Here is a 25,090-nt window from a genome sequence, read left to right as displayed (position 1 = left end):
TTTACCTTAAATTCTTAGAAACAACCGCCGCCATTTCATCTGACGCCTGAATTACTTTAGAATTCATTTCATAAGAACGCTGCGCTGCGATCAGTTCTGTGATTTCTTTTACAGGATCAACATTAGAAGATTCAAGCATTGCCTGCATAATGCCGCCATACCCATCATCTTTTGGAAAACCTGGTACCGGCGCACCAGAAGCAGGTGTTTCACGGAAAAGATTATCCCCTACTGCTTCCAAACCAACTGCGTTGACAAAGTTAACCAAATTAAGGCGACCAGCTTCCACAGGGGTGGGATCCATATCAGTTTGATAATAAACAGTTCCATCAGGGCTTACTGTTATATTCTTACTTCCTATAGGAATTGTGATAGCAGGTTGCACTAAATTGCCATCCAATGTTTCAATCTGCCCTGTTTCACTTAAGTTAAAAGCACCCGAACGTGTGTAAAAAACATTGCCATTAGGATCTTGCACTTCAAACCAGCCATTTCCGTTAATAGCTAAATCCAATGCATTACCAGTTTGAACAAAAGCCCCTTGCATATTAACCTTACGAACTGCTGCAGTGCGCACCCCCATTCCAATCATCGCACCTTCAGGCACAATAGCTTGATTGAGCATATTGGGAACACCAACTGCACGATCTGCCACATACATTAAATCGGCAAATTCTGCACGCGCACGTTTGAAACCTGTTGTGTTAATATTTGCTAAATTATTAGCAATAACATCAAGGTTGGTTTGCTGAGCAGCCATACCTGTTGCAGCAATTGAAAGTGATCTCATGACCATGATTTTTTCCTATATTTTTTAAAACTCTGTTCAGCCTATCTTAAATTTGCATCCGGCTCACTTCAAGATATGCTTGTACCATCTTATCACGTAAAGCAATAGCTGTACTTAAAGACCGTTCAGCTTCCATCACAGAATTCACAACTTCACGCACACCAACATCACTGCCAGCCAAGCTACCAATAGAAAGACTTTCTGCATTTTGTAATTTCATTTCAGCTGTTCCTACAACTTCAGACAAAATTTTACTAAAACTGACACTGCTGCTCTCTTCAGCTGCCTGAACAGGTAAATGTTGCATAGCAGCACTATTCATCTGCCCGCTTACTTGGTTTGATGAATCCAAAGAACTGCTAGATATTATGGAAGTGAGGGCCTGGATCATTTTTTTAACGCTCCTACAAAAATTCAAATATAAAATTCGCTGATAACGCAATGAATTGCCTTATCATTTCAGTAAATCAATTGTTTGTGAAACCAAATCGCGCACCTGGCGGACAACTTGTAAATTCGCTTCATAAGAACGATTTGCTTCACGCATATCTGCCATCTCTACAATAGAATTGACATTGGGATATTTCACATAGCCATTACTATCAGCAGCCAAATGCCCTGGTTCGTAACGCATAATAAAAGGCGCTTTATCATTGCCAATACGTGTCACCTGCACACCTTGTGCATCACTGTGCGGATTAAGAGCAGCTTCAAAACTGACAGTCTTGCGCCGATAAGGTGATGCACCTGGAGATTTCCCCGTTGAATTGGCATTAGCCAAATTCTCAGCAATAATACGCAAACGCATTGACTGTGCACTTAAACCTGTTGTGGCAACTTGCTCTGCTGCAATTAGTCTATCAGCCATAATTATGACCCTCCTTTAACCGTCACCATCATCATGCGATGAAAAGCCTTAACAATGGCAGTGTTGAGAGACATCTCACGATTAACCTCTCCGCCTTTACGCATTTCTTCTTCTAAATCAACATTATTTCCAGAATGCGTAATCTCCATGATATTTTCAGAGCGAATAGCTTGGGCTTCCATACCATTGTCCGTCAAATCTATATGACGGACATTGGTAACAGCCATGGAAATCGTTTGGTTTTGCAAAACAGTCGGAAAATCTTGCACATCACGGGCTTTGTACCCCGGTGTATTAGCATTAGCCACATTACTAGCAATTGCCTTCTGACGCACAGTTAACCAATCTGCTTGTTTGTTGGCAATATCAAAAAGATTGACTGAATCCATAATTTTATAATCCTTAAATCCTTGGGAAAGATGATAAGAAAACAATCTTGCGCGAGCCTTGTCTGTATGTTTTTTAAAGTAAGATAAAGTATAAATATCAACTTATATTTATAAGTTTAAGAACAGTAATCTAAAAAATAAATAGAAATACAATATATACTGTATAAATTTTATATCAATCTTGCCCTTTGTAAGTCATAAAATCAAAACATTGGTTCTTACGAAAAATTGTCTCTCTACCTTCATAAACTAAAAGCCATCTCTCTTATAGACATTGAATAATCGCTATTGATAAATAAAATAATCTGTTGGAAAGATGCTCTTTAACTTTGTCTCTCATAGGCAATTATTGACTTTTCAATAACCTTGCCAATTCATCGTAAGGGTCATGAACAAGAGGCATATCAGGGCTTTGTTTCATAGCAGCATAAATAGATGGCACTAAAAAGATTGCCTGATCAAGGACCTGATCTGTCCCCGCACGATAAGCACCCATTGCACGCAAATCACGTGTTTCTTCGTATCGAAAAATCATTTCCTTCAAATTTTGAACTAATATGCGTTGTTCATCTGTCCAGCTATGAGGTGCCAAACGTGAAATAGAAGCTGGAATATCAACGGCAGGAAACCTTCCCTGGGCAGCAATAGCACGATCAAGCACAATATGGCCATCTAAAATCCCGCGAATTGCATCAGAAATAGGATCATTATGATCATCGCCATCAACCAACACTGCATAAACACCCGTAATAGACCCCTTGCCTTCTCTACCAGGGCCTGCTCGTTCTAATAAACGTGGCAACTCACTAAAAACCCGGGGGGGAAACCCACGTGAAACAGGTGGCTCATGAGCAGAAATAGCAATTTCACGCATTGCTAATGCATAACGTGTAACCGAATCGACCACGAGTAAAACATTGTCACCCAAGGAGGAAAAATATTCTGCAATTGTTGTAGCCATGATTGGAGCTAAACGCCGCATCATTGGGCTTTCATCACCTGTTGCAATCACTGCAACCACTTTGTCTAATTTGTTGTGCAATGTATCATCAAGCATATCACGCACTTCACGGCCACGTTCACCTGTAAGTGCTAAAACAACTGTATCAAAATGATTAGCTTGCATCATCATCGACAAAAGGGTTGATTTTCCAACCCCAGAGCCAGCAAAAATTCCAATACGCTGACCAAAGCAAAGAGGTGTGAAAATATCAATCACTTTAACGCCTGTACGTAACCCCTTTTTCACACGTGCACGTTTGAGTGCTGGTGGCACATCACCTTCAACTGCCATATTGCGTGGACCACAAAGCAGTGCCCCCTTACCATCGATAGCCTCCCCCAAAGCATTAACAACACGACCACACCAAGAACGATCTGGCGCTACAAAAAGCGGACCTTGCGGAAAAACAGAAGCCATAAGAACAGGAACAACGGTTTCATCATAAGGTTTAATCAAAACATTTTCTTCATTAACATGAATAATTTCACCCCGCACTGCCTGCCCATCACAATCAATACACACTGTATCCCCAAGCAATACAGATTGTGATAAACCACGCGCAACCAATGTACCACGCGCCACATCGCTTATAACCCCCCCTTGATTAACCAAACAAGAGGAAGGGTCATCTTGATGTGTGACAAAAGAAAGCAACCGGCTCAAAGCTGTAGGTGGAGCATCTGCCTGTTTTTCCTTAACAGATAGAACAGCACCCTCTTCATTCGTAAGATCTGTATCTTTAAGCTCTGCATTCGTAAGATCTGGATCTGCAGAATCTGCACCTACAGGAGAAACCTTTGTATCTGAAGAAACCATTGGCGTAGTATCTTTTAAAACATCCGTTGGTGCAGAATCATTTTTGCTTTTTTGCATTGCATAATAACTCTTTATAAAAGACTTGTGTGATCAATCATTTTAAGATTTTCCACCAAGAATTTGAATAGATTTAGAACGCATTTCTTCCTGCTGACGCAACATTGCCTCAACCCGTTCAAAAGCGCGACTTACTTCGATAAGACGCGTCATCTCAGACACACCATTCACATTAGAGCTTTCAATGTAACCTTGTACAACCTTATCACCAATCCCCCCTTCTGACTGCATGGCAGGTCTATCAGGAATAACAGAAGCATTAGGGCCATAACGCAATTGAGTCCCTTTTTGAAATTGAAATAGACCAATTTTTCCAACTAAAACATCCTTTTGATAAACGCTCCCATCTGCTGAAATACGAGGAGTACCCCCTGCAGGATTAAGCTGGATTGGTGCGCCCCCATCATCTAAAAAAGGCAATCCTGTTACTGAAACCAAACCACCTTCTGGTGTCATAATCATTCGACCATCGCGGGTATAAACTGGCCCAAAAGAAGCTTGCATAGAAAAATATGAATCACCCCCTACAGCAACATCAAGAGCATTACCGGTTTTTACCAAAGCACCTCGATCTGTTGAAATATATCCCTTACCAGCGCTCGCAAAAACGACCTGATCTCTTTGCTCGCGTGCAACGGGAGATACCAACGTGTCAAACTTCATACCACCAGCACGAAAACCTGGTGTATTAACATTTGCCATGTTTTGTGCAATTGTTTCCATCCGGCGTGCCAAACTGATTTGACCCGACACTCCCACATAAATCGGATTTTGCATAAATCTGCCTCTTTTTCTTATACTATTTAACGATACTCTTTAAGCGCTACCCCGCTTAAGAGATTGTAAAGCCACCATTGTTTCAGGAGAAAACGCTAATCCGCTTCCTAAATTTGAATCTTGTAAAAGTGTGAGAGCAGGATTTGTATCTGTTCGATTTTGTGCATCATACATAGCAGAAAAACGTGCAATAAACTGCTCTAATTTTTTGGGGTCTTCTAAATCTCCAAGGGACATGCGTGATTCTAACAAAGATTTTTGCGCTTCAATTTTTGATGAACGCACACTTTCTGGAATATTCAGAGCTGTAAAAACCACCGCTGATAAAGCTTTATCTCCAAGAATTTGATAAGCCCAACTTTTTTCTGAAAGAACACCACTTTTTGTCATTTCCCCAATAGTACGGGTAAAATACAAAGCCAAACGTGTTCCTTCATTTTCTTCACCAACTTTTATTTCTAAAGTTTGCTGCATATATTTATTTACAGTGCCTGTTTTTGCACTCTCTCTTTGAGTGGCCTCTTCACCATAAACGCTAAAATTAAAAGCTGCTGCAAATTGCTGATAACGCCTATCTGTCAATTGAGAAGCATAATCAGGGTCTGAAAGCACTTTACGCATCATACCTTTTGCATAAATCATATCTTCCAAGCCATAAGCCTTCATAGCATAGCGATAGATTCGATCATCTGCCAAAAAATCATCAACTGATCTTATACCTATAATATGACTTACATAATAGTCTGTCTCACGCTTAACCTGAGGCTCATTAAAAAGCTGACTCGATGTTTGTTTCATATTATCGATTGTACTTCTATAACTCATATATGTGCTAATCATAGCAAACCTCTTTCTAGGCAGACTTCTTTAAAGTATAAAACTTGTCTGAAACTGATGATAAAAATGCTTTTTATTGCAACAATATTTTATTATAACAGTATTTTCAATTTAGCGTTGTTGATATACTTAAAAATTTTTTCATAAATTCTTGTGCATTTTAACACTTTTTTATAGCATTGCATAAAATTACAAACAATTCATCATGAAAAATTGGTAAGCTTTGCACAAGCATAAAGATTTATCTTTCATCAAAACTAGAAAATAGGAGACCACGGTATTGGGTGTCATTATAGGATTAGTGCTTACTTTAGGATGCATAATTGGCGGTTACACTGCCATGGGTGGGCATCTTGATGTTCTGGTACAACCATGGGAATTTGTTATTATTTTGGGTTCAGCCATTGGTATTTTCATCGTCTCTAACCCTTTTAGTGTGATTAAAGATGCAATGAAAGCAACATTGGAAGCAACAACAGACGCTGTTCCCAAACAAAAAGATTTTTTAGCAACCTTAGGTTTGCTCTATGTTCTTATGCGGGAAATGCGCTCAAAATCACGCTCCGAAATGGAGGGTCATGTTGACAACCCCAAAGAATCTGCACTTTTTCAGCAATATCCTTTGGTTTTAAAAGATAGTTCTCTAACCAGTTTTATTTGTGACTATTGTCGTCTTATTATCATGGGAAACGCTCGCCCTTTTGAGATTGAAGCCTTAATGGATGAAGAAATTCACACAATTGTAAAAGATTCTGAAAAATCTTCTCATGCTCTGCAAAATATGGCTGATGCTCTGCCAGCGCTTGGTATTGTGGCAGCTGTTTTGGGTGTGATTAAAGCCATGGGTGCTATTAGTGAGCCACCAGAAGTGTTAGGGCGTTTGATTGGAGCAGCTCTTGTTGGAACATTTGCAGGTATTTTCTTTTCCTACAGTGTCTTTAGTCCCATCGCCACAAAAATTAAAACGGTGCGCCATAAAAAAACACGTATTTATATTGTCGTGAAACAAACACTGTTGGCTTATATGAACGGCGCAATACCACAAATTGCACTAGAATATGGACGTAAAACCATTTCAGCAAAAGATCGCCCAACAATTGATGTTGTAGAGCAACACACAATCGTTGGTCCAGGTGCTGAAAAAGAGGCCGCTTGAACATGACTGAACAAACTGAACAGACAGAGCAGACAGAGCAGACTGCGCAAACCGAACAGGCTGCGCAAACTGAGCACAATATCAATGAAGAGAAAAAGCAAGATGTGTTGGCCCAACACATTTTGCGTGCGGCTGGTCTGTCAAGTGATGACCTTATGTCATTTCAATATGTGTTTCGTGACGCAGCGAGCAGTCTTTGTACACAGTTAGGCCATTATACATCCTTAGAATTTTCTACCGATGTACAATCGCTTGATACACTTAAAAGTGATAAGATTACTCAAACGATCGGAACAGATACATTATTGATTTATTTTAGTTCCAGTCTTTGGGGAGATGATGTTATCTTTGTTCTTGATGCAGCCTTGGTTGATCTTATAACAGAAGCGTTTTTCGGTGCAGCAGAGCCAAAGCTTATAAATCGTAATGGACGCCCCTTTAGCCCAACAGAATACAAAATAAGTGAATATTTTGGAAAATTGCTGGCTAATACAATGGATGGAATATTTGGCACAGGTGATGGTTCTCTTTTACTTTTTAAGCAAATACTCAAAGCGCAAGAATTTAATGCAGAAACCTTTCATCAATCGCAGATGTTTTCTTGTACTCTTGGTGTCAAATGCAATGAAATAGAAACAAACGTGAATATCTTAATGCCACGCAGTTGCCACCGCCCTATTCAAGAAGCCGTTACACGGGCCTTGCGCGCACCTGCAAAACATACAGATCCGCTTTGGGCTAAACGTTTAAAACAAGAAGTAAGCCGAGCACACGTATCTATTGAAGCGTTTATCCAACAAGGATCAATGACCTTAGATGAATTATCAAAACTTCAAGTAGGGCAAGTTCTGCCCTTTCCTGCCAATGCTGTTAAACAGATAAAATTACGCAGTGGCAAAAAATCTCTTTATAAATGCTCCCTTGGTAAAATGGGGACAAATTTTTCCATCCGGGTCACTGATCCTATTGATGAAGAAAAGGAAATGATTGATGAGCTGGTTCATAGTTAATATAGCAAGTGCACTTCTAGCACTGGTATCGTTAGGTGTTTTTATTATAACTACACGAAAATTAACGACAACAATCCACATGGGTCGAGAATTGGCTAAACAAGTTCAAACCGGAACTGCTTGCCTTGATCGAGCAATTTCAATATTGCGTGAAGAACATCAAGAGTTTCGCGATGAAAACCGCAAAATGGATGCACGTATTATTGAATCAACACGGATTCGGCGCAATATTGATCGCTCTGTTGCTCATATGGAAAATGTCCGCAATCAACTACAAAGCGATTTTGACCATTTTCGCGCCACTTTAACTGCCAAAGCTCATGAGCCTACAATGGAAGCTGGTGCACCACATACGCACCAACAGCCACCCATTGTTCCCAAAAACTTTCCGGTTTTTGTGCAGCGTAAAATGCACTAAGATCCTCTGAATAATAAAATACAACTTTAAAATAGAAAACCTCAAAGCCTTTACAAACCAAAGAGTATAAGGCAAAAACAAAGAATATGGTGACAAAAATGACAAATGATATAAATCCTCCTGGGGGTGCTAAAGGGGTCAACCCAGCAACGCCACCTCGTCCAGCAACATCACCTAGTCCCCTAGGAGCAAAACCTGGGATGCCAGGTAGTGCCGGAGCAAGTGCACAAAAACCAGGGATGAGTACCCCCGGCGCAACAGCAAGCAGTGGCCCTGCTTTTACTGCATCAGCAGGAAAAACTGTTGGAAGCATGGGTGCTACAAATGCACAAAAAAATACAAATGAAGTGCACAGCAATCCAGAACTCATTATGAGTATCCCAGTTGAAGTTCAAATTGTCTTAGGTTCAACCACTATGCCAGTAGCAAACCTAATGGATTTAGGTCGCGGTTCAGTGATTACGCTTGATAAGCAAATTGGAGACCCTATTGATATTATCGTCAATGGTCGTATTATCGCGCGTGGTGAGGTTATCGTTCTAGAAGACGATCCTTCCCGTTTTGGGGTAAGCCTTACCGAAGTTATGGGCAAATAAATTAACTTGCAAAATGTGAAAAACAAATATGACGCAGGCAATGAAAGAAAAAATGACAGAAGTAATAAATGTTGTACCAGAAGACGAATTGGAAAATACGTTACCTGATACACATGTGTCTTCTACACTTATTGATACACTTTCTGGGCAACAAAAAGTTGCAGCGCTCCTTGTTGCTTTAGGAAAACCTGCTGCTGCGCGTCTTTTAAAACATTTTACTCCAGATGATTTACGCCGTCTGAGTGGGCAGGCGCATACTTTGCCCAACATTTCTCTTGCTGATTTTGAAATTCTGGTTCGTCAATTTGAAGATGCCTTTGCTGAAGGAGCTTCTTTTTCTGAAGCTGGTTCACGTTTCGACAGTCTGGTACAAGAAACATTATCAGAAGAGGAAGCTGCTTTAGTTCTTGACCCTTCAAAGGCACCAGCTCCACCTCGCGAAAGCCTTTGGGAGATTATTGCAAAATTAAACATTGATGTTTTGCAAATGCATTTTGCACAAGAGCATCCCCAAGTGGTTAGCTATATTGTTTCGCGTCTTCCTTCTGAAATTGCAGCAAAAATTTTAATGGCGCAGCCTATGGCGGTGCGTGCTGATCTTACCCGTAGAAGGTTGCATTTACGCCCAGTTTCGCCAGAAATGGATACAGTTCTTGATGACGCACTGCGTCCTGTTTTCTCACAAGACAATAATGTGGGAGAAAAAGCTCATCACGGGCAAGTGGCCACCATCCTTAATGAACTTGATAAAGCAGATGTTGACGAGATGCTTGCAAATCTTGATGATTTGAGTTCTGAAGATTTAGAAAAAATCAAAGCAAAGCTTTTTGTTTTCGAAGATATTCCGCGTTTGACAGAACGAGCACGGTTATTGCTTTTTGATAAGATTACAGCTGATACCGTTATTACAGCTTTACATGGTGCAGATAATCAGATGAAAGACCTTATTTTAAATTCTCTTTCACAACGTACACGGCGTATAGTGGAAGCAGAACTTTCTTCAGGTAATGACTCCATCCAACAAGAAGCAATTATAAATGCACGCCGTAATATTGCCCAAACAGCAATCAAATTATCAGAACAAGGAACAATTAATCTCTCAGGTGAAGAAGGAACGTCTTAAAAGGTGCGCTTAAACCAACATGTCAGATGAAAAGCCCGATAAAGAGAGCCAAACAGAAGAACCAACAGAACACAAAATTCATAAAGCAGAAGAAAAAGGAAATCTTCCCTTTTCTCGTGAATTGCCTATTTTTTCTTCTCTTTTAAGCTTTAGCGTAATTTCTATTTTTATCGCTTTTCCGGCCATATCACAGCTTTCGCATTTTTTGCTTCAATGGCTTGAACACCCTGAATCGTGGCGCATTAACACTGCAGAAGATATTAAACATTTGATTTATTTAGTAGGTGGTAATGTAGGCTTAGCTTTAGCACCTATTTTAATTATTATACCCCTGATCGGTATAAGTGCATCAGCTATACAACATGTACCACGTATTATTATGGAGCGCATCCGCCCACAATGGTCGCGCGTTTCACTTAGTAATGGATTTGAACGCATTTTCAGTAAAGCAGGGTTAGTGGAATTTTTAAAATCATTAACCAAGCTGATTGGTGTGAGCATAATTGTTTATATTATGTTTTTCAAAAACAATACAATTTTCATCAACGCATTATTAACAGATGCACCAGCTTTACCAGAATATATTCGTAAAAAACTCGTCGGTCTGTCCCTCTCTTTCATTGTAGCTGTTGCTGCTATTGCAGGGTTTGACTTAGCATGGTCACGTTTTCACTGGCGCCAAAAACTACGCATGACCAAACAAGAAATTAAAGAAGAGCATAAAAGCCTTGAAGGAAACCCTATGATCAAAGCACGGATGCGCTCCTTAGCACGTGACCGCATGCGTCGGCGAATGATTTCTAATGTTCCTACTGCAACCTTAATTGTGGCAAACCCGACCCACTTTTCTGTTGCTTTGCGCTATAAACCACCCCTTGATTATGCGCCAGTTGTGGTTGCAAAAGGGCAAGATATTCTCGCTTTACAAATTCGTGAAATTGCTGTCGAAAATGACATCCCTGTTATTGAAAATGTAGAATTAGCACGTACATTGTATAAACAAGTTGAAGTCGACCAAGTTATCCCACCTGAATTATATGAAAGTGTTGCTGCATTAATTCGTTTCATCAACAGTCAGAAGATCCATTAAAATAAGCATTTGCAACTTTTTTCAAAATTCAACACCAAATTAATATAAACTTTAAAATACCAAAACAATAAATAACATAAAGTCATACGATGAAAAAAAATTATATAACTGAAATCCGTGAAATGTTTCTGGCAAAACAGGTAGCGCAATTTATTCCAGAATTACGATTGATCGATGTGGGTGACTTCATTGCCTGCATCCACACAGAGCGTTTCAACCATCTTTCCGAACTGATTGAAAGCGCTACAGAATTGCGTTTTTACCCCAATACCATGCGTTTTGCGCGTAATGCCAGTTATGAATTAGATTGGAACACTACACCAAAAATCTTGCTTCATATGGAATTTTCAAATGAAGGCGTACAAGCCTTTTTCCGGCTCATCATGTCATCAGAAGAATTTGGAGTTGAATTGGATAAGTGCATTTTTGAAAACCCATCCGATGAAGAAACAAATACCAGTAATTTGATGAATGCACTCAATAATGCACGAATACAAAAAAGACTTACCCACTAAAATATGCACTGCCTCATTAAAATACGAACTGTATTGTGGATTAAAGCACCACACCTTAAAAATAAGAAGGGTGCAAGAAAAATAAGAAGAGTGTAAGAAAAAAAGCAAAGATGCTAAATGTTATTATACAAATAAGCCTCTCTATTTGATAACAAAATAAGAGGCTCTTTTTGTAATGTCCCCTCCTCACCCCGCGTGGATCTTATTAAGGTGGACATATTTAATATAAAAACAATTTTCTAGCACTAATAACTTCCATAGAAGTCTTTCAAAAAACCTTTTCTAAAGTACAACTTTTTGAAAACTTTATGCTTCAAAAAAACTCCTCATACCATAAATTTAAATATTTCTATCCCGTATGTTTCATATCGCGTATTTGATCAGCTGGAAGATAATTAAACTGTTTCACAAGCAAATCTTTCACGACAGGCGTTGGAAAATGCTGATTAACCTCATCTATAATCTGTTTTTTAACCGTCTCAAATTTTATCTTCTCGACAGCACGCACATCTGAATAACTGTCCCAAAAACACTTAAAAATAGCATCATTAATCAATACACTTAAAGGAAGGGACACATCTTTCTCAACTTTCTTATCTATAAGATAAGTTAATTGTGAAATTATATAACCCTGGACAACTCCCTCAACTAAAATGGGAACACTGATGACTTCTGTCTGACCAGAACTAACCTCTTCTACAACGGGAGCAGATGCTTCTGAAATATCGGGGTTTACAGCATTCACTTTGACACTCAGCATTAAAGTGCCAAGAGCCACCAAACAACCCCATACCCCCATCGCAATCATTTTAATCATTTGCGGCTTCCAGCATTAACTAAAACAGGATCATAAGTTCCATCTGTTTCTTCAGCGCGAGCAACTGTTTGCATAATTTGAGAAAGTTCCTTAACAGCTTCTAAATGCACTTGAAGCAATTCACTATTGCGCTGTAATTTTCCCTGTAAATCAGATAGTAAACTTTCTATTTTATTTTCAACATCTTGGTCCAAATACCGCATAACATCTTTCATCGACTGATTAAGATCACGCAGACCACGTGTTTTACGTAAATTAACCTCTTCATAATCTGGAACACCGTGGCTTTCAAGCATATTGCTTTCATAATCAACCACTTCTGTCAGCCCTTTAACGGCAGCCATAAATTTTGTTATTGCCCAATCACGACCAATCAGATCATTGTTGAGAACTTTTGTTTTTAATGCAACATTTTCATCATCACATTGCGCTACAGACATTTTTATTCCCCTTTATGGTATTTTAATTGTCATATTAAATAGTTTGTGTTCGGTATTAACGTGCCAGATCAGCTCATTTTATGAACGACCGCACTAATGATAAACAGCGTCTTTAATGGGTAGCATTTATTCTATTTCTCTCTCCATTATATGACCCCTCTTCTTTCTTAGCCTGTTCAGAAATCAACATTTGCGCAATGCCAATTCCTCCAGACGTAGCAAATTCTTTAGCTAATTGTTCAGCCATCATAAATTTCCAAATTTGCCCTGCTTGCCCCTTTCCAAAAATGGATTGCATCTCAGTTGTGAACATATTTTCAACAAAAGTCTGCAGTATAAAGGCTTCAAAGTTTTTAAAGGCTTCAGTATTTTTGTTTTCTACGCTGTGCGGTTTTATGTGTACTTGCTGAAGTTCGTGTTGTGTTACGGTATGTGAGTTTGTGTAATCAGCGTGCACGAGTTGAGCAAAATTATTTTCTTGGTGTGCAACAGTTTGTGTGCGTGCTGTGTTGCGTAAATCACGCAATTTTTCAACAGAAGCGCGATATTCAACTGGGTCAGCTGCGCGCGCAACATCAAGAACAATATCTGAAGGTGGCTGAATAGCCATGAGCTTCCCCTTTATTAACTACCATTCGCTTTTCTTTGTTTTAAATTTTTAAGTTTCGTCTTAAATTTGACAATAATGTATGTTTCTCTAATATATGTTTCTCTCTAATTTCATAGAAACGGTTTGTATTCGCTTGAGCAAAATTACTCTTCGTGCACGAAGCAGCTTGCGTGTGCAGAGCTTTTGCACATAATGTATTTTTAAACAAAACACAATGTTTAAATAAATCACCCCGCGTGGATCACTATAAGAACATTATGTAAAGCAACTAAAGTACCATATGCTGCCTCTTTTTAAACTCGTTTTTCTTTGTAATGCATATTTTCTACAAAGATAGGATTTTTTTTATTCTTTCAATAGCTGTAAAAAATAAAGTAAACCCTATAACATTTAAGCACTATAAAGCACCAAACTTATGTCAAACTGACGTCTTTTATCATTTTATCTGTAATATAATCTTCAAGCATATTACTAAATTGTTGACGTTCTTCTATAACTTTAACCTCTTTACACTTTTCTTCTAATCGTTGCAAACGGCTAGAAGCTTCATGCACAATTTGTTTTTTTTGTACAATTTGTCCCTGAAGATGTTTTTCTGTTTTAGCTATACGTTGTAAGCGCCGTGCTAAAAAACTGGCATCTAAAAAATCAGGAGTTTTTTCTTTTTCCATTAAGGAAAAAAGTGCCCGCGTCTCCTCTTCACAAGCAGAAAGGTCATTGTGTAAACCTTCCAATTCAATCTTATGATAAGTTTTCATAAAACTTTGTATCTTGAGAAGCTTACGGTAGCGTTTGCCCTTTTGCATTTTAAGGTCCCCTATTGAGCCAATCTTGAAGCTCTAAACTGAAAAAATGTAAAAGCTCTGGTATCAAGAAATAAAGTAAAAACACCCCCCCTGCGACAACAAAAGGCAATGAAATAAAATAAACCGGAATGGTAGGTGTTAATTTATTGACCAATCCAATCCCAATATTGATTAAAATCGCATAAGTAATAAAAGGCGCTGCAATAGATAGTGTGGTTAAAAATGCTCGCGACAAAACATCACGATAATCAATCAAAGCGGCTTCTGGATTTGGAATAAAAGATGGTGAAACAACATCATAAGAAGCTAAAAGGCCACGAATAGTCACCATATGTAAATCACTTGCAAAAAAAAGCATGACAGCCGCCAAAACAAACAAATGCGCAATTTGAGTTTCTGGCATTGAGTCAATCACACTATGGCCAGGTTGACCTGAATATCCCATAGACATGGCAATAATTGTCGCCATAAATTGTAACGCCCACAGATAAACATGAGCAATAACCCCCAAACTAGCCCCAATAAGCATTTCAGAAAACAAAGCGCGTGTAAGGACTGCAATATCAGGCTTATCACCAAGTTCTTTAAAAAAATCAACAACCAAAGGAAGCATCACAAATGAAAAAGCAATAGCAAGCAATAAACGAAAATTCATGGGAATACGTAGACTTGATATGCCTGGCATAAGCATCAAACAAGCCCCTACCCGTGCAAAAACTAACATGGCGATGATAACCAACTGGTCAATTGGTAAAGACGTCACAGGTAATAAAGACGTCAATGACATCAACTCTTCTCCTGTAAAGAGATAACTCCTAATGTTTTAACTTCAACACCACGAGCAATTTCTGCATGAGAAAGAACAGGCAATGTCGAGAAAAGGCGTTCCATAATCATGCGAACATAAGGCCGCGCTTCAGGCGATGTGATCAGCACAAAACGTACCGCTTTTTCCATATATTGGCGAATGATAGCTGTTGCCTCGGTTCCAAATTTTTCAAGTTCAACGGGATCCATATCAAATTCAATAATTTCACCCTTTGCATCACGTTTTAAAGATTTGTGGAAAGCAAGGTCCCAGTAACTTCCCATCCGTAAAACCTGTAGTACACCGCCTTCAGACAAGTCACCACAAATTTGCTGCGATAAACGCAACCGCACATGCTCAGCAATCAAATCAGAACGTCGCACATGGGGTGCAATTTCAGCCACCGCTTCTAAAATAAGATTTAAGCTACGAATGGAGACACGTTCTGATAATAAAAGTTTTAAAACCGCCTGTAAACCAGAATAAGAAAGATGTGCAGGACAAATTTCTTCTAACAATTTACGATATTCGCCCCCCAAACGTTCTAGAAGAATGCGCATATCTTTATAAGAAAATAATTGCGCTAAATTATTGCGTAAAACTTCACTTAAATGGGTTAATAATACTGAAAGATTATCCACCGCCATATAACCTTCACGCATCAATTCAGAGCGAAATGTTTCTGAGGTTGCAAAAGCACGCATACCAAAAGCCGGCTCACATACCTGCTCACCTGGAATATTGGGAATAGGTTTATTGCCCGGCATAATGAGAACCTCACCTATGCGCATTTCGTAAGATGCCACAACCGTACCATATAATTTGATCCAATAGCTTTTTGCCGGCACTTTATAATCATCTGATATCTGTATTTCAGGAATAACAAAACCATATTCTTGCGCAAATTTACGGCGCATTTTTGCAACACGGTCAGCCAACTCAACCTTTTTGGATAATAAATGTTTAGACAATTGCTTGCCCATGGCAATTTCAACACGCACCGTTTCAAGCGATGCTTTAAGCGACTGGCTTTCTTCTTGATGAGCCTTTTGCGCATCTTGTGCCAACTGTGCTTCCTGTGCAAGAGATTCTTTGCGCAAGCGATGTGGAATAGAATAACCAATCGAAGCCATAAGCAAAGACAAAAGAATAAAAGGAACAGCTGGCAGACCAGGCATCAACCCTAACATAAATAAAAGAAGAGAAGATACAAAGAGCGCTTTGGGATACCTTCCAAGTTGCCCCAAAACAGCCTTTTCAGCTGAACCACGGGTACCCCCTTTAGAAACCAAAAGACCTGCCGCCAAAGAAACAATCAAAGCCGGTATCTGTGTAACAAGACCATCACCCACTGAAAGTTTAGTAAAAACATCAGCCGCACCAGATAATGTCATTCCATGGCGTGTAACACCAATAATAATACCCCCAACAATATTAACAGCCGTAATAATAAGCCCGGCAATAGCATCACCACGCACAAATTTTGATGCACCATCCATTGCCCCAAAAAAGGAACTTTCCTCTTCAAGCTCATGACGGCGACGCTGCGCTTCTTTCTCATCAATAAGGCCTGATGAAAGATCAGCATCAATAGCCATTTGCTTTCCTGGAATAGCATCCAGAGTAAAACGTGCACCCACTTCAGCAATACGCGTTGCACCTTTGGTGATCACCAAAAAATTGACGATAATAACAATGGCAAAAACAACAAGACCAATAACAAAATCCCCCCCCATCACAAATTGCGAAAAACCGTGAATCACATTTCCTGCGGCTTTATAGCCTTCATCACCATGGGTTAAAATAACACGAGTTGTCGCAATATTAAGGGATAAGCGCAATAAGGTTGTAATCAACAAAACTGTTGGAAAAGCTGAAAAATCAAGTGGCCGCTGAATCCACAACGAAACCATTAAAATCAAAACAGAAAATGCAATGGAAAAGGAAAGCCCCAAATCTAAAATAAAGGCAGGAACAGGTAAAAAGAGAACCGTGAGAATAATGATAATTCCCATCGCAAACGCAATATCTCGACCAGAAAATTGATTTTGGTCTCCAATATGGGTACCCGGACTACGCTGCACACTTTTCTCCTTAAACAATTACATTCAACCCCCTTTGCCAAAAGAACTTTAAAAAACTCTTTAGCGCATTTTTTCTCACAAACTTTAAGTGACAAAGCTTGTGTGAAAATGATGTTGTAACTACACAATTAATGGGGTCGTGGCTACACAATTTTTACATATTTTAAAATTTACACATCACTATAACAAACCTTTTACCCCCTATAAACCATAACATAAAGCACACCTACCCACCCCTAACCCAAAAAAAATTTTTAAGCTTGCCGAATGTTTGATATCAGCGTATATTACAGCTTGTAACATTGTGTGAATATACATTGGACACAATAAGAAACCGTGAAAGGTTTCTAAAAACAATGAGAGGTTTGTTATGACTGATATTGTAAAAACTGCTATGCTTTATTCGACACTGATTATTAGTGCCAATGCCATTATTGTTTTAGCTTTGGTGCTTGGTATTCAATAAAGTCTCATTGAGAGAGGCTCATCTATAAGCTCTTTACATCCATAGCAAAATCTGAGCTATTTTGAGCAGTTAAATAAGGGTGTTATATACCAAGCAAAGAAAGTACATAGAATTTAAAAAGTAGTTCACAAAAATTAAGAAGAGGGAAGTGTATTTTTTTGGTTAAGTTGTATTATTGATACGTAATTACTGCCTTAAAAATTTGTGTAAAAATTTTTGTTACTAAGGTATTTTAAGAGCGACCTGTTTTTTCAAAGCCTGTTTTTTTACAAGTAATTCTTAATAAGTAACTCTTATCTCAATATTACCCTTTTAAAGATTTAAGCATTTTTATAACAACGTCTTTATCAATTGATCTCACAATAAAAACACCTGATCACTAAGTTTGATCTGACTTCAGCAGGTTACTTTTTATAAGACATTAACGATAATTTATAAAACTAAATTGGCAGCCACTTTATACCATTCACTTTATACCATTAATGCCGTTTGAAGCTTTTCATCTTTCTAGACAGGCTATAAATTTTTGTTAAACTCAAGCCGTTCATAAAAATTTCATTTATCACACTGTTTATTTAATCATACTGCCTATTTAAAGGCACAAAACAAGAGAGCAGCATAAAATAGTGCACCAAAGCAGTTATACTCAACAAGGATAAACAAAAATGAAGTTGCAGCAAATTGAAGATGGTATTTTTGTTAGTGCCCAAATCAGCGTTGCAAACATTAGAACGCTCGCAAAAACTGGATTTAAAACTATTGTCTGCAACAGGCCCGATCAAGAAGAGCCTGACCAGCCTGATTTTGCCACCATTCAAGCAGCCGCTCATCAATATGGAATACAAGCTCATTATATTCCTATTACACCTTCGGTTATAGAAAAATCTCACATTGAAGCTATGCAAACAATTTTAAAAACAGCACCACTTCCTCTTCTCGCTTATTGCTGTTATGGCACACGCTCAATTCACCTTTGCTCTTTAGCGCGTATTATTTAACCTTGTGTTTTAATAAAACAGAAAGAAACAAACATTAAACTTTCTTATTATTAAAAATATGAGGCTATCTAAAAAGCGACAAAAACAATGATAAAATCTGATCTTCAAACCGCCGATTCCCCCACTCATAAACGAAAACTTCACCTTTTTCATGACGTTTTGGAATATATTTTTATTCTCATAATCAGCTTAAGTTCTATTTTTGCGATTCTTTTTTCTTTTTTAGATCGGATTATGATGTTTTTTTAAAAGTCAGCAGCTGATCTAATAATGAAAGCGGTTGAATTGTCTTTAAAATCGTTTTTGTTTCATTTTCATCGTATTGCATTTGTTTTTTCAAAGGCTCTAGTCCATCAAACTTTTTTTGCCCTCGTAAAAACTGCAAAAAAGAAACTGTACAGTTTTCATCATAAAGATCGCCAGTAAAATCAAACAAATAAGTTTCTAAAAGTGGTGCTCCACCATCAACAACTGTCGGGCGACAGCCAAAACTTGCAACACCATCATGCAAAACACCATTTAAACGGCGCAATCGCACTGCATAAACACCATGTGCTAAACTTGTTTGGGAAGGCAACACTTGATTGGCAGTAGGAAAACCCAAAGACCGACCAAGCTTTTCACCATGTATAACTTTTGAGCGTACACGATAATGGTACCCTAATAAATGAGCTGCTTTTTCCACCTGCCCTTGTGATAAAAGCTGACGAATAAAACTAGAAGAAATTTTTTCCCCCTGTAGGGTGCATAAAGAAGGAATTTGAACAACTTCAAAACCGCACTCTTCCCCTTTTTGACGCAAAAACTGCGCATTTCCACTTCTTTTTCGACCAAAGTGAAAATTATCCCCCGTTACCACAACACAAACATCAAAAGCTTGTTTTAAAACAACGCTAATAAATTCATCAGCTGAAAGAGCAGCAAACTGTGCATCAAAAGGCTCTTCAACAACACCATGAAAACCCAAAATTTTGAAGATTTCGGCTTTTTCAGTTGCCGGTGTCAAACGATCAACATAATCTGAACCTTGAAAAAAACTTCTTGGATGTGGCTCAAATGTCAACACAAGAGCTGGCTTGTTTTTTACATGTGCTAAATCTAGCGCTTTTTGCAACACCGCTTGGTGACCACGATGAACACCATCAAAATTCCCAATAGCTAAAACTGCACCACGTAAAACTTCAGGAATCTCTGTGTGCCCTTGAAGACGCAAAAAATTATCCATTATTGAAGCGCCCACATCATCGCTTGTGGCTGATAACCATAATGGTCAAGAAAAGAGTGCAAAGCTTCTTTATTGATCACACCATTGTGCGTATAGTCATGACAATGGATCCCACCCAGAATATAAAGGACATCAATACCAAAATCGATAGCGCCTTTAACATCGGTCAAAATGCCATCTCCAATAGCTAAAATCCGACTTTTTTCTATTGTCCCGCGGATGTTTTTTAGCTTTTCAAAAGCACATTCATAAATAGGTGCATGGGGTTTACCCGCAATACGAACCTCACCGCCTAAATGTTGGTAAAGCTGCGCCAATGCACCAGCGCACCACAATGTTTGATTGCCACAATGAACGGTAATATCAGGATTGGCACAAATAAAAGGCAAACCCCGTTCTTGTAGGCGCTGTAACATACCTTCATAAGCCTGTGGCGTTTCCCCAAAATCTTCAAAAAAGCCACTGCAAACCACCGCACCAGCTTCCTCTTCTTCAACCAGCTCACATGCTAACCCTTTAAACAAAGCCAAATCACGTTGCGGACCAATAAAAAAGATTTTCTGCGGTGCACTCAAAATAAGATCACGCGTTACATCACCTGAAGTGACAATTGCATCATAACAATCACTGGCAACCTTCAGCCTTTGCAATTGGGCTATAACATCTTCACGTGGTCGGGGTGAATTGGTGAGCAAAACAACGCTTTTCCCCATCTTGCGCATTTTCTGCAAGACTTTCACAGCTGAATCAAAAACGTGCACACCATTGTGCACAACCCCCCAAACATCACAAAATACAGCATCATAATGGGTAATTATAGGATCAATATAGGTGAGTTCTTTCATGATTATCTATTTATATTATATTGTGCCCGCTTTTTATTTTCTAAACTTCTTATCGCAAGATCATTTTTTTGTCATCTGCTTTCTTAAGCCACCATATTCTCACCCCAAAAACCAATTAAATTTTTGAGGATAATTTTAGCTCTCATCAATTAAGATGGCAAAATTAAAAAATCGGAAACCGAGCCCAGACTAAAACGAGAATGTTTTAATTAAAACATCTAATAAGGCCATTTTGATCGTGCAACCCGAAAAGGGCTTGAGCGAGCTGGATAATAACGCTGATAACGCAAGTAATGAATGTAAACGCGAAACAACATAGGATCAATTTTTGCCATCTTGCGTAGCACATAAAGGCCAATCAACCAAATACACATGCCAATAATTGTTGCAACAATGCTCATTGCTGAAATAATAAAAACGCCAATTAAAAGCGTTAAAATCAGCACTGGTTCGCGCTCTACTCCCATAATTAGCTTAGGCTCGTAAAGAAAACGATATATGGGCGTACATCTTAACTCTTCATCCATTGCATTTCTCCAATCACCATATTTACAAGAGAGCACCTGCAAAGAGCGCGTTGATAAAAACGACTACACTGACAACAAAAACTACACGAGCAGTCCACTTTACAAGTCTGTTAATCTCACCACCAAAAACTAAAACAATTCCACCAATAAGTATAGCAACTAAAGAAACACCAAAAGAGATAGGTCCTGATATTAATCTCATAATTCTTTTTAAAGGTGTTTCCCATGGTAATCCAACTGGTGCACCAGCAGCATAAGCGGAATCTCCTAAAATGAAAAACAACAGAAAGACAATGCCTAAAGTAAAGAGAATTGTAATTTGATTATATGGATTATTTTTAAAATAAATTGGAGATAATTGCATGACTTATGCCTTTAACAAATTAAAATAAATTGAGTATCACTATGACACCTAAGAAACAAGAGTATATAGGCTATATAAACCGAAACAGCTTCACCATTTCAATCATATATACCTTGATGCTTCCACTTTAAGGGCCACATCTGATTTAACAGCACAAATATTTTGAGATACCCTCTGCCCGGAATTCCTTACGTTTTACATCACCATACATAACTCTTAAGTAATTTTTTTCCACAAATCTTCTCATCGTTATGGTTATAGATATACATGTTAACTTCAAGCTTGCATCTAAGCATAACTAACATTTCAAGAGACCGGTAAACCCAAATTTGCATCTGCCTTTTTAAACCATGAATAAGCCAGATGATGCACAGATCAATATTAGAACTCAATATTAAAGAGCAGCATGGTTGCCATTAATCATTTTTGCATCATGGCCATGGCTAAACAGAACTGTTATCGCCATGAGGAGTTTTTAGAAGTTCTCATGAATACTTATGAGAAAGTGTAGCGCTATATTATAATTTAAAAAGTTTTACTTCTGATCAGAAATTAATTCTAAAATTGCTTTCTGTTTTACTGATGTAAGAACTCTAAAACTTTTTAAAAGCAGATATTCTTCTTTGCTCGATATGATTTCATCATGATGGTGCACACCACCTTCTTTTGTTGTGGCATCAGGGTAAAAAAAGGAAATAGGAACATCAAATATATCAGCAATGTCTTTCAACCGTCCAGCTCCTACACGATTTAATCCTTTTTCGTATTTTTGGATTTGTTGAAAGCTTATACCTAAATGATGAGCCAATGTTTTTTGAGACATTCCCAACATTCTTCTTCTATATCGGATTTTTTTGCCTACAAAAATATCATTATGAGGATTTTTTTGCACTTCTAGATCAACCCCCCGCCGGGTAGCGAGCGCCCTCGCATTGGTATTCCGGGAGTCAAAACACTGAATTCGAGTCAGTTTTTTTGCTTTTAGTGCCATAGCACCTGGACATCACAAAAACTCCCGGAATTCCGGGAACCCCATATAATAATGGGTTAATTTCTGTGCTCGAATTGTAAGGGGTTTTGAATCCCTCTTGATCGCCGCGTACACGACCAATACACCTTTTAATTTATAAAGTATTTTCAGAAAATTGGCAATAAAATAGTTTTTCAGCTTACAGAGGTTTTTCAACGAAAGGCAGAAAGCCTCTCATTTTGAATGATGTACGAATAAAGTAAAGAATAATGATGCATTCATGTTTTTTGCACTTCTAGGTCACCCCCCCTGCCGGGTAGCAAGCGCCCTCGCATTGGTATTCCGGGAGTCTAAAAACACTGAATTCGAGTCAGCTTTTTTGCTTTTAGTGCTATAGCACCTGGACATCACAAAAACTCCCGGAATCGCGGGGAAAACCATAGAGAGGGTTAATCTTTGCACTTGAATTTTAGGGTTTTTTTTGAATCCCTTTTTGATTGCCGCGTATACGATCAACACACTTTTTAACTCATAAAGTGATTTCAAAAAATTGGCAATAAAAACAGTTTTCAACCTACAGAGGTTGTCCTTAATTGAGAGGCAGAAAGCCCCTTATTTTGAATGATGTGTAAATGAATAAAGTGAGCTCTCATTTATTGGAAAAGTATAAGCTCATAACCAGGAGATGCTGGAACGTATTAAGAGTGTGTCATGCCACCATAAAGTTTAGGAAGAAAAGCAACTGATAAGAATGCGACTAACACCAGCATAAGATTTTAAAATTTTAAAAGGGATATTTTAAAAAGGCATCAAATATTGCTCTTATTGTCTTTTGTTATGTTTATAGATCAATTGAAGAGGAATGATAAAATCTATAACTGAAGTGGAGCAAATATCACTCAAATAACTTTGATGTATGTAACTTTGATGCATTTTATTGACAGAAAGGGCAAACACCGTCATAAAATACTATGAGACTAACATGAGTGATAATATTTGCATGATCCTTCGTGATTTTTGCTTTTTTCAAACTCTATTTTTGTTTTCCAAACATAATATATCTTTATGAGCTTAATTAAAAAATTTATAACTGTTGCTTCTGGAACTTGCACAAGTCGTCTTTTTGGTTTTGTGCGTGAAATACTCATGGCAGCTTCTTTTGGTACAGGTCCTGCTGCTGACGCTTTCAACGCAGCTTTTCGTTTTCCAAACACATTTCGCCGTCTTTTTGCTGAAGGTGCTTTTAACGCAGCCTTTGTTCCCCTGTTTTCAAAAAAAATTACTGAAAATGGAACTGAAAATGCACGCAAATTTGCAGAAGAGGTTTTTGGTGTTTTGTTCTCGCTACTCTTACTTTTAACCATTGCTATAGAAGTAAGTATGCCTTTTTTGGTGCGTACTGTAATTGCACCAGGGTTTGCAGAAGATGCAACAAAATTTGAGGCTACAATTCGTTTCACTGCAATTATGTTTCCCTATTTAGCGTGCATGTCTTTAGCAGCCATGATGGGGGGAATGCTCAATGCATTACAACGTTATTTTGTTGCAGCTGTTGCCCCCGTCTTTTTAAATATTGTGATGATCGGTGTGCTCGCCTATGCTTGGATATTTCAACTTGATGCTTGGCAGATTGGGCTAAACCTTTCCTGGGGGGTTATGGTTGCCGGCCTTCTTCAACTTACTTTAATTGCAGTTGCTTTGCGTCAAAGTGGGATGAAAATTTCCCTACGTCTTCCTTATCTGAGCCCCAATGTTCGCCAGCTTTTAACCCTGGCATTTCCCGCTGCCATTACGGGGGGAATTACGCAAATCAATTTATTGATCAATACCAATATTGCATCTAGCCACCCAGGTGCTGTTTCTTCTTTGGTTTATGCTGACCGCCTTTATCAATTACCATTAGGTATTGTTGGTATTGCTGTTGCGACTGTTCTTTTACCTGAGTTAACAAAAGCCTTCCGCAATAAAAATAACAAAGAAGCCAATTATTTGCAAAACTATGCCATTGCATTTACCCTGTTTTTAACCTTACCGGCATCGATCCTCTTTTTTTTGATATCCAACCCCATTGTCAGCCTTTTCTTTGAGCGTGGTCAATTTACAAGCCAATCAACACACACTGTTGCACACCTGCTTGAACTTTATGGATTAGGGCTTCCAGCTTTTGTGCTCATAAAGGTCTTCATTCCAAACTTTTTTGCCCATGAAGATACAAAAACACCCATGATTTTTGCAGGCATTTGTGTTTTGATCAATATCGGTTTAGCGCTCACATTATTTCCGCTTTTGTCAGCACGTGGCATTGTGATTGCAGAAATTACCTCTGGGTGGGTTAACACACTTTTGCTTTGTAGCACTCTTATCAAACGCGGTTATTGGAAATGTGATATGCAGCTTATCAAGTGGGTTGGGTGCTTGATTGTTGCCATTCTCTTAATGGCTGCAGCTTTGTATTATGCACTCGGGTTTCTATCTTTTCCTTTATCTTCACAAGCACCACTTTTCTTGCGAATAGGAACTTTAGCAGGTTTAATTTTCTCTATTCTATTGTTTTATTGTATCATCTGCTTTTCCCTTGGCATGAGCTATTTCCCTTTTTTACGTAAAAATTTGAAACAGCACCTATAATATCCTATTTGACTTTCAAAAAAGAAGCTTTACCAAAACAAAAGCAACACATAACAT

27 protein-coding genes are annotated in these 25,090 nt (G+C 38.4%); 9 read left to right on the top strand and 18 right to left on the bottom strand.

Features of this window, described 5'->3' with window-relative positions; all coding sequences use genetic code 11:
• Nucleotide 1: 1 nt before the first annotated feature.
• From flgG to GGR10_RS05810, 7 genes are all read right to left on the bottom strand, one after another.
• Nucleotides 2-790 (bottom strand): flagellar basal-body rod protein FlgG, encoded by a 789-nt coding sequence (flgG, locus tag GGR10_RS05840; RefSeq protein ID WP_034990291.1) that lies wholly within the window; start codon nt 788-790, stop codon nt 2-4.
• 46 nt (nt 791-836) lie between these two features.
• Nucleotides 837-1,181: a flagellar hook-basal body complex protein FliE gene (gene fliE, locus GGR10_RS05835; protein ID WP_246316861.1), complete on the bottom strand. Its 345-nt coding sequence runs from the start codon at nt 1,179-1,181 to the stop codon at nt 837-839.
• A gap of 63 nt (nt 1,182-1,244) precedes the next feature.
• Nucleotides 1,245-1,658, bottom strand: coding sequence for a flagellar basal body rod protein FlgC (gene flgC / locus GGR10_RS05830; RefSeq protein WP_010704237.1), 414 nt, complete (start codon nt 1,656-1,658; stop codon nt 1,245-1,247).
• A gap of 2 nt (nt 1,659-1,660) precedes the next feature.
• The gene (gene flgB, locus GGR10_RS05825; RefSeq protein ID WP_010704238.1) at nt 1,661-2,047 is read right to left on the bottom strand and encodes a flagellar basal body rod protein FlgB; all 387 of its coding nucleotides are present in this window, start codon (nt 2,045-2,047) and stop codon (nt 1,661-1,663) included.
• Nucleotides 2,048-2,393: 346 nt separating this feature from the next.
• The gene (locus GGR10_RS05820) at nt 2,394-3,923 is read right to left on the bottom strand and encodes a flagellar protein export ATPase FliI (protein ID WP_339379946.1); all 1,530 of its coding nucleotides are present in this window, start codon (nt 3,921-3,923) and stop codon (nt 2,394-2,396) included.
• 42 nt (nt 3,924-3,965) lie between these two features.
• Entirely contained in the window at nt 3,966-4,700 is a 735-nt protein-coding gene (flgF, locus tag GGR10_RS05815) for a flagellar basal-body rod protein FlgF (RefSeq protein WP_182480319.1), read from the bottom strand.
• A gap of 39 nt (nt 4,701-4,739) precedes the next feature.
• The gene (locus tag GGR10_RS05810; protein WP_182480318.1) at nt 4,740-5,540 is read right to left on the bottom strand and encodes a DUF1217 domain-containing protein; all 801 of its coding nucleotides are present in this window, start codon (nt 5,538-5,540) and stop codon (nt 4,740-4,742) included.
• Nucleotides 5,541-5,817: 277 nt separating this feature from the next.
• On the opposite strand from GGR10_RS05810, the gene motA reads away from it, so the two are divergent.
• The 7 genes from motA (at nt 5,818) to GGR10_RS05775 (ending at nt 11,445) form a co-directional block, all read left to right on the top strand.
• The gene (gene motA / locus GGR10_RS05805; protein ID WP_182480317.1) at nt 5,818-6,693 is read left to right on the top strand and encodes a flagellar motor stator protein MotA; all 876 of its coding nucleotides are present in this window, start codon (nt 5,818-5,820) and stop codon (nt 6,691-6,693) included.
• Between the two features lie 2 nt (nt 6,694-6,695).
• Nucleotides 6,696-7,703, top strand: coding sequence for a FliM/FliN family flagellar motor switch protein (locus GGR10_RS05800; protein WP_182480316.1), 1,008 nt, complete (start codon nt 6,696-6,698; stop codon nt 7,701-7,703).
• Nucleotides 7,684-8,121 carry a BAB2_0123 family type IV secretion system effector gene (locus tag GGR10_RS05795; protein ID WP_210268813.1) on the top strand — a complete coding sequence of 146 codons (438 nt, stop codon included), beginning with the start codon at nt 7,684-7,686 and terminating at the stop codon, nt 8,119-8,121. The genes GGR10_RS05800 and GGR10_RS05795 overlap by 20 nt, the downstream gene beginning before the upstream one ends.
• A 311-nt stretch (nt 8,122-8,432) precedes the next feature.
• Nucleotides 8,433-8,717: a flagellar motor switch protein FliN gene (gene fliN / locus GGR10_RS05790; RefSeq protein WP_078690333.1), complete on the top strand. Its 285-nt coding sequence runs from the start codon at nt 8,433-8,435 to the stop codon at nt 8,715-8,717.
• Between the two features lie 52 nt (nt 8,718-8,769).
• Nucleotides 8,770-9,840, top strand: a complete 1,071-nt coding sequence (locus GGR10_RS05785; protein WP_246316855.1) for a flagellar motor switch protein FliG — start codon at nt 8,770-8,772, stop codon at nt 9,838-9,840.
• Between the two features lie 19 nt (nt 9,841-9,859).
• Entirely contained in the window at nt 9,860-10,930 is a 1,071-nt protein-coding gene (gene flhB / locus GGR10_RS05780) for a flagellar type III secretion system protein FlhB (RefSeq protein WP_182480314.1), read from the top strand.
• Nucleotides 10,931-11,019: 89 nt separating this feature from the next.
• Nucleotides 11,020-11,445 (top strand): hypothetical protein, encoded by a 426-nt coding sequence (locus GGR10_RS05775; RefSeq protein ID WP_182480313.1) that lies wholly within the window; start codon nt 11,020-11,022, stop codon nt 11,443-11,445.
• Nucleotides 11,446-11,794: 349 nt separating this feature from the next.
• Here the strand turns inward: GGR10_RS05775 and GGR10_RS05770 are convergent, their stop codons facing one another.
• The 6 genes from GGR10_RS05770 to flhA form a co-directional block, all read right to left on the bottom strand.
• Nucleotides 11,795-12,262, bottom strand: coding sequence for a hypothetical protein (locus GGR10_RS05770; protein WP_010704249.1), 468 nt, complete (start codon nt 12,260-12,262; stop codon nt 11,795-11,797).
• Nucleotides 12,259-12,702, bottom strand: a complete 444-nt coding sequence (locus GGR10_RS05765) for a flagellar protein FlgN (protein WP_078690118.1) — start codon at nt 12,700-12,702, stop codon at nt 12,259-12,261. Before GGR10_RS05765 ends, GGR10_RS05770 begins: the two co-directional genes overlap by 4 nt.
• Nucleotides 12,703-12,814: 112 nt before the next feature.
• Nucleotides 12,815-13,312, bottom strand: a complete 498-nt coding sequence (locus GGR10_RS05760) for a rod-binding protein (protein ID WP_153302003.1) — start codon at nt 13,310-13,312, stop codon at nt 12,815-12,817.
• A 413-nt stretch (nt 13,313-13,725) separates the two neighbouring features.
• Nucleotides 13,726-14,118 carry a hypothetical protein gene (locus GGR10_RS05755; RefSeq protein ID WP_182480312.1) on the bottom strand — a complete coding sequence of 131 codons (393 nt, stop codon included), beginning with the start codon at nt 14,116-14,118 and terminating at the stop codon, nt 13,726-13,728.
• Nucleotide 14,119: 1 nt separating this feature from the next.
• A complete protein-coding gene (gene fliR, locus GGR10_RS05750) occupies nt 14,120-14,905 on the bottom strand; it encodes a flagellar biosynthesis protein FliR (protein WP_182480311.1) in 786 nt (261 codons plus the stop codon).
• On the bottom strand, nt 14,905-16,941 hold the full coding sequence (gene flhA / locus GGR10_RS05745) for a flagellar biosynthesis protein FlhA (RefSeq protein WP_246316869.1): 2,037 nt from the start codon (nt 16,939-16,941) through the stop codon (nt 14,905-14,907). The genes fliR and flhA overlap by 1 nt, the downstream gene beginning before the upstream one ends.
• Nucleotides 16,942-18,141: 1,200 nt before the next feature.
• On the opposite strand from flhA, the gene GGR10_RS05740 reads away from it, so the two are divergent.
• The gene (locus tag GGR10_RS05740; protein ID WP_182480309.1) at nt 18,142-18,474 is read left to right on the top strand and encodes a protein tyrosine phosphatase family protein; all 333 of its coding nucleotides are present in this window, start codon (nt 18,142-18,144) and stop codon (nt 18,472-18,474) included.
• A gap of 232 nt (nt 18,475-18,706) precedes the next feature.
• On the opposite strand, the gene GGR10_RS05735 is transcribed toward GGR10_RS05740, so the two are convergent.
• The 5 genes from GGR10_RS05735 to GGR10_RS05715 form a co-directional block, all read right to left on the bottom strand.
• Nucleotides 18,707-19,699, bottom strand: a complete 993-nt coding sequence (locus GGR10_RS05735; RefSeq protein WP_182480308.1) for a bifunctional riboflavin kinase/FAD synthetase — start codon at nt 19,697-19,699, stop codon at nt 18,707-18,709.
• A complete protein-coding gene (locus GGR10_RS05730; protein ID WP_182480307.1) occupies nt 19,699-20,544 on the bottom strand; it encodes a TIGR01459 family HAD-type hydrolase in 846 nt (281 codons plus the stop codon). Before GGR10_RS05730 ends, GGR10_RS05735 begins: the two co-directional genes overlap by 1 nt.
• A gap of 218 nt (nt 20,545-20,762) precedes the next feature.
• Nucleotides 20,763-21,071 (bottom strand): conjugal transfer protein TrbD, encoded by a 309-nt coding sequence (trbD, locus tag GGR10_RS05725; RefSeq protein ID WP_182480306.1) that lies wholly within the window; start codon nt 21,069-21,071, stop codon nt 20,763-20,765.
• 22 nt (nt 21,072-21,093) lie between these two features.
• Complete coding sequence (locus GGR10_RS05720; protein ID WP_182480305.1) at nt 21,094-21,435, bottom strand: TrbC/VirB2 family protein; 342 nt, start codon at nt 21,433-21,435, stop codon at nt 21,094-21,096.
• Nucleotides 21,436-21,970: 535 nt separating this feature from the next.
• Nucleotides 21,971-22,267 (bottom strand): helix-turn-helix domain-containing protein, encoded by a 297-nt coding sequence (locus GGR10_RS05715; RefSeq protein ID WP_339379947.1) that lies wholly within the window; start codon nt 22,265-22,267, stop codon nt 21,971-21,973.
• A gap of 1,203 nt (nt 22,268-23,470) precedes the next feature.
• On the opposite strand from GGR10_RS05715, the gene murJ reads away from it, so the two are divergent.
• Nucleotides 23,471-25,033: a murein biosynthesis integral membrane protein MurJ gene (gene murJ, locus GGR10_RS05710; protein ID WP_182480303.1), complete on the top strand. Its 1,563-nt coding sequence runs from the start codon at nt 23,471-23,473 to the stop codon at nt 25,031-25,033.
• Nucleotides 25,034-25,090: the final 57 nt, after the last annotated feature.

This window comes from Bartonella chomelii, assembly GCF_014138465.1.
Lineage (GTDB): Bacteria > Pseudomonadota > Alphaproteobacteria > Rhizobiales > Rhizobiaceae > Bartonella > Bartonella schoenbuchensis.
Note: the sequence above shows the minus strand (reverse complement) of the source record. Positions and strands in the feature narration are given on the sequence as shown.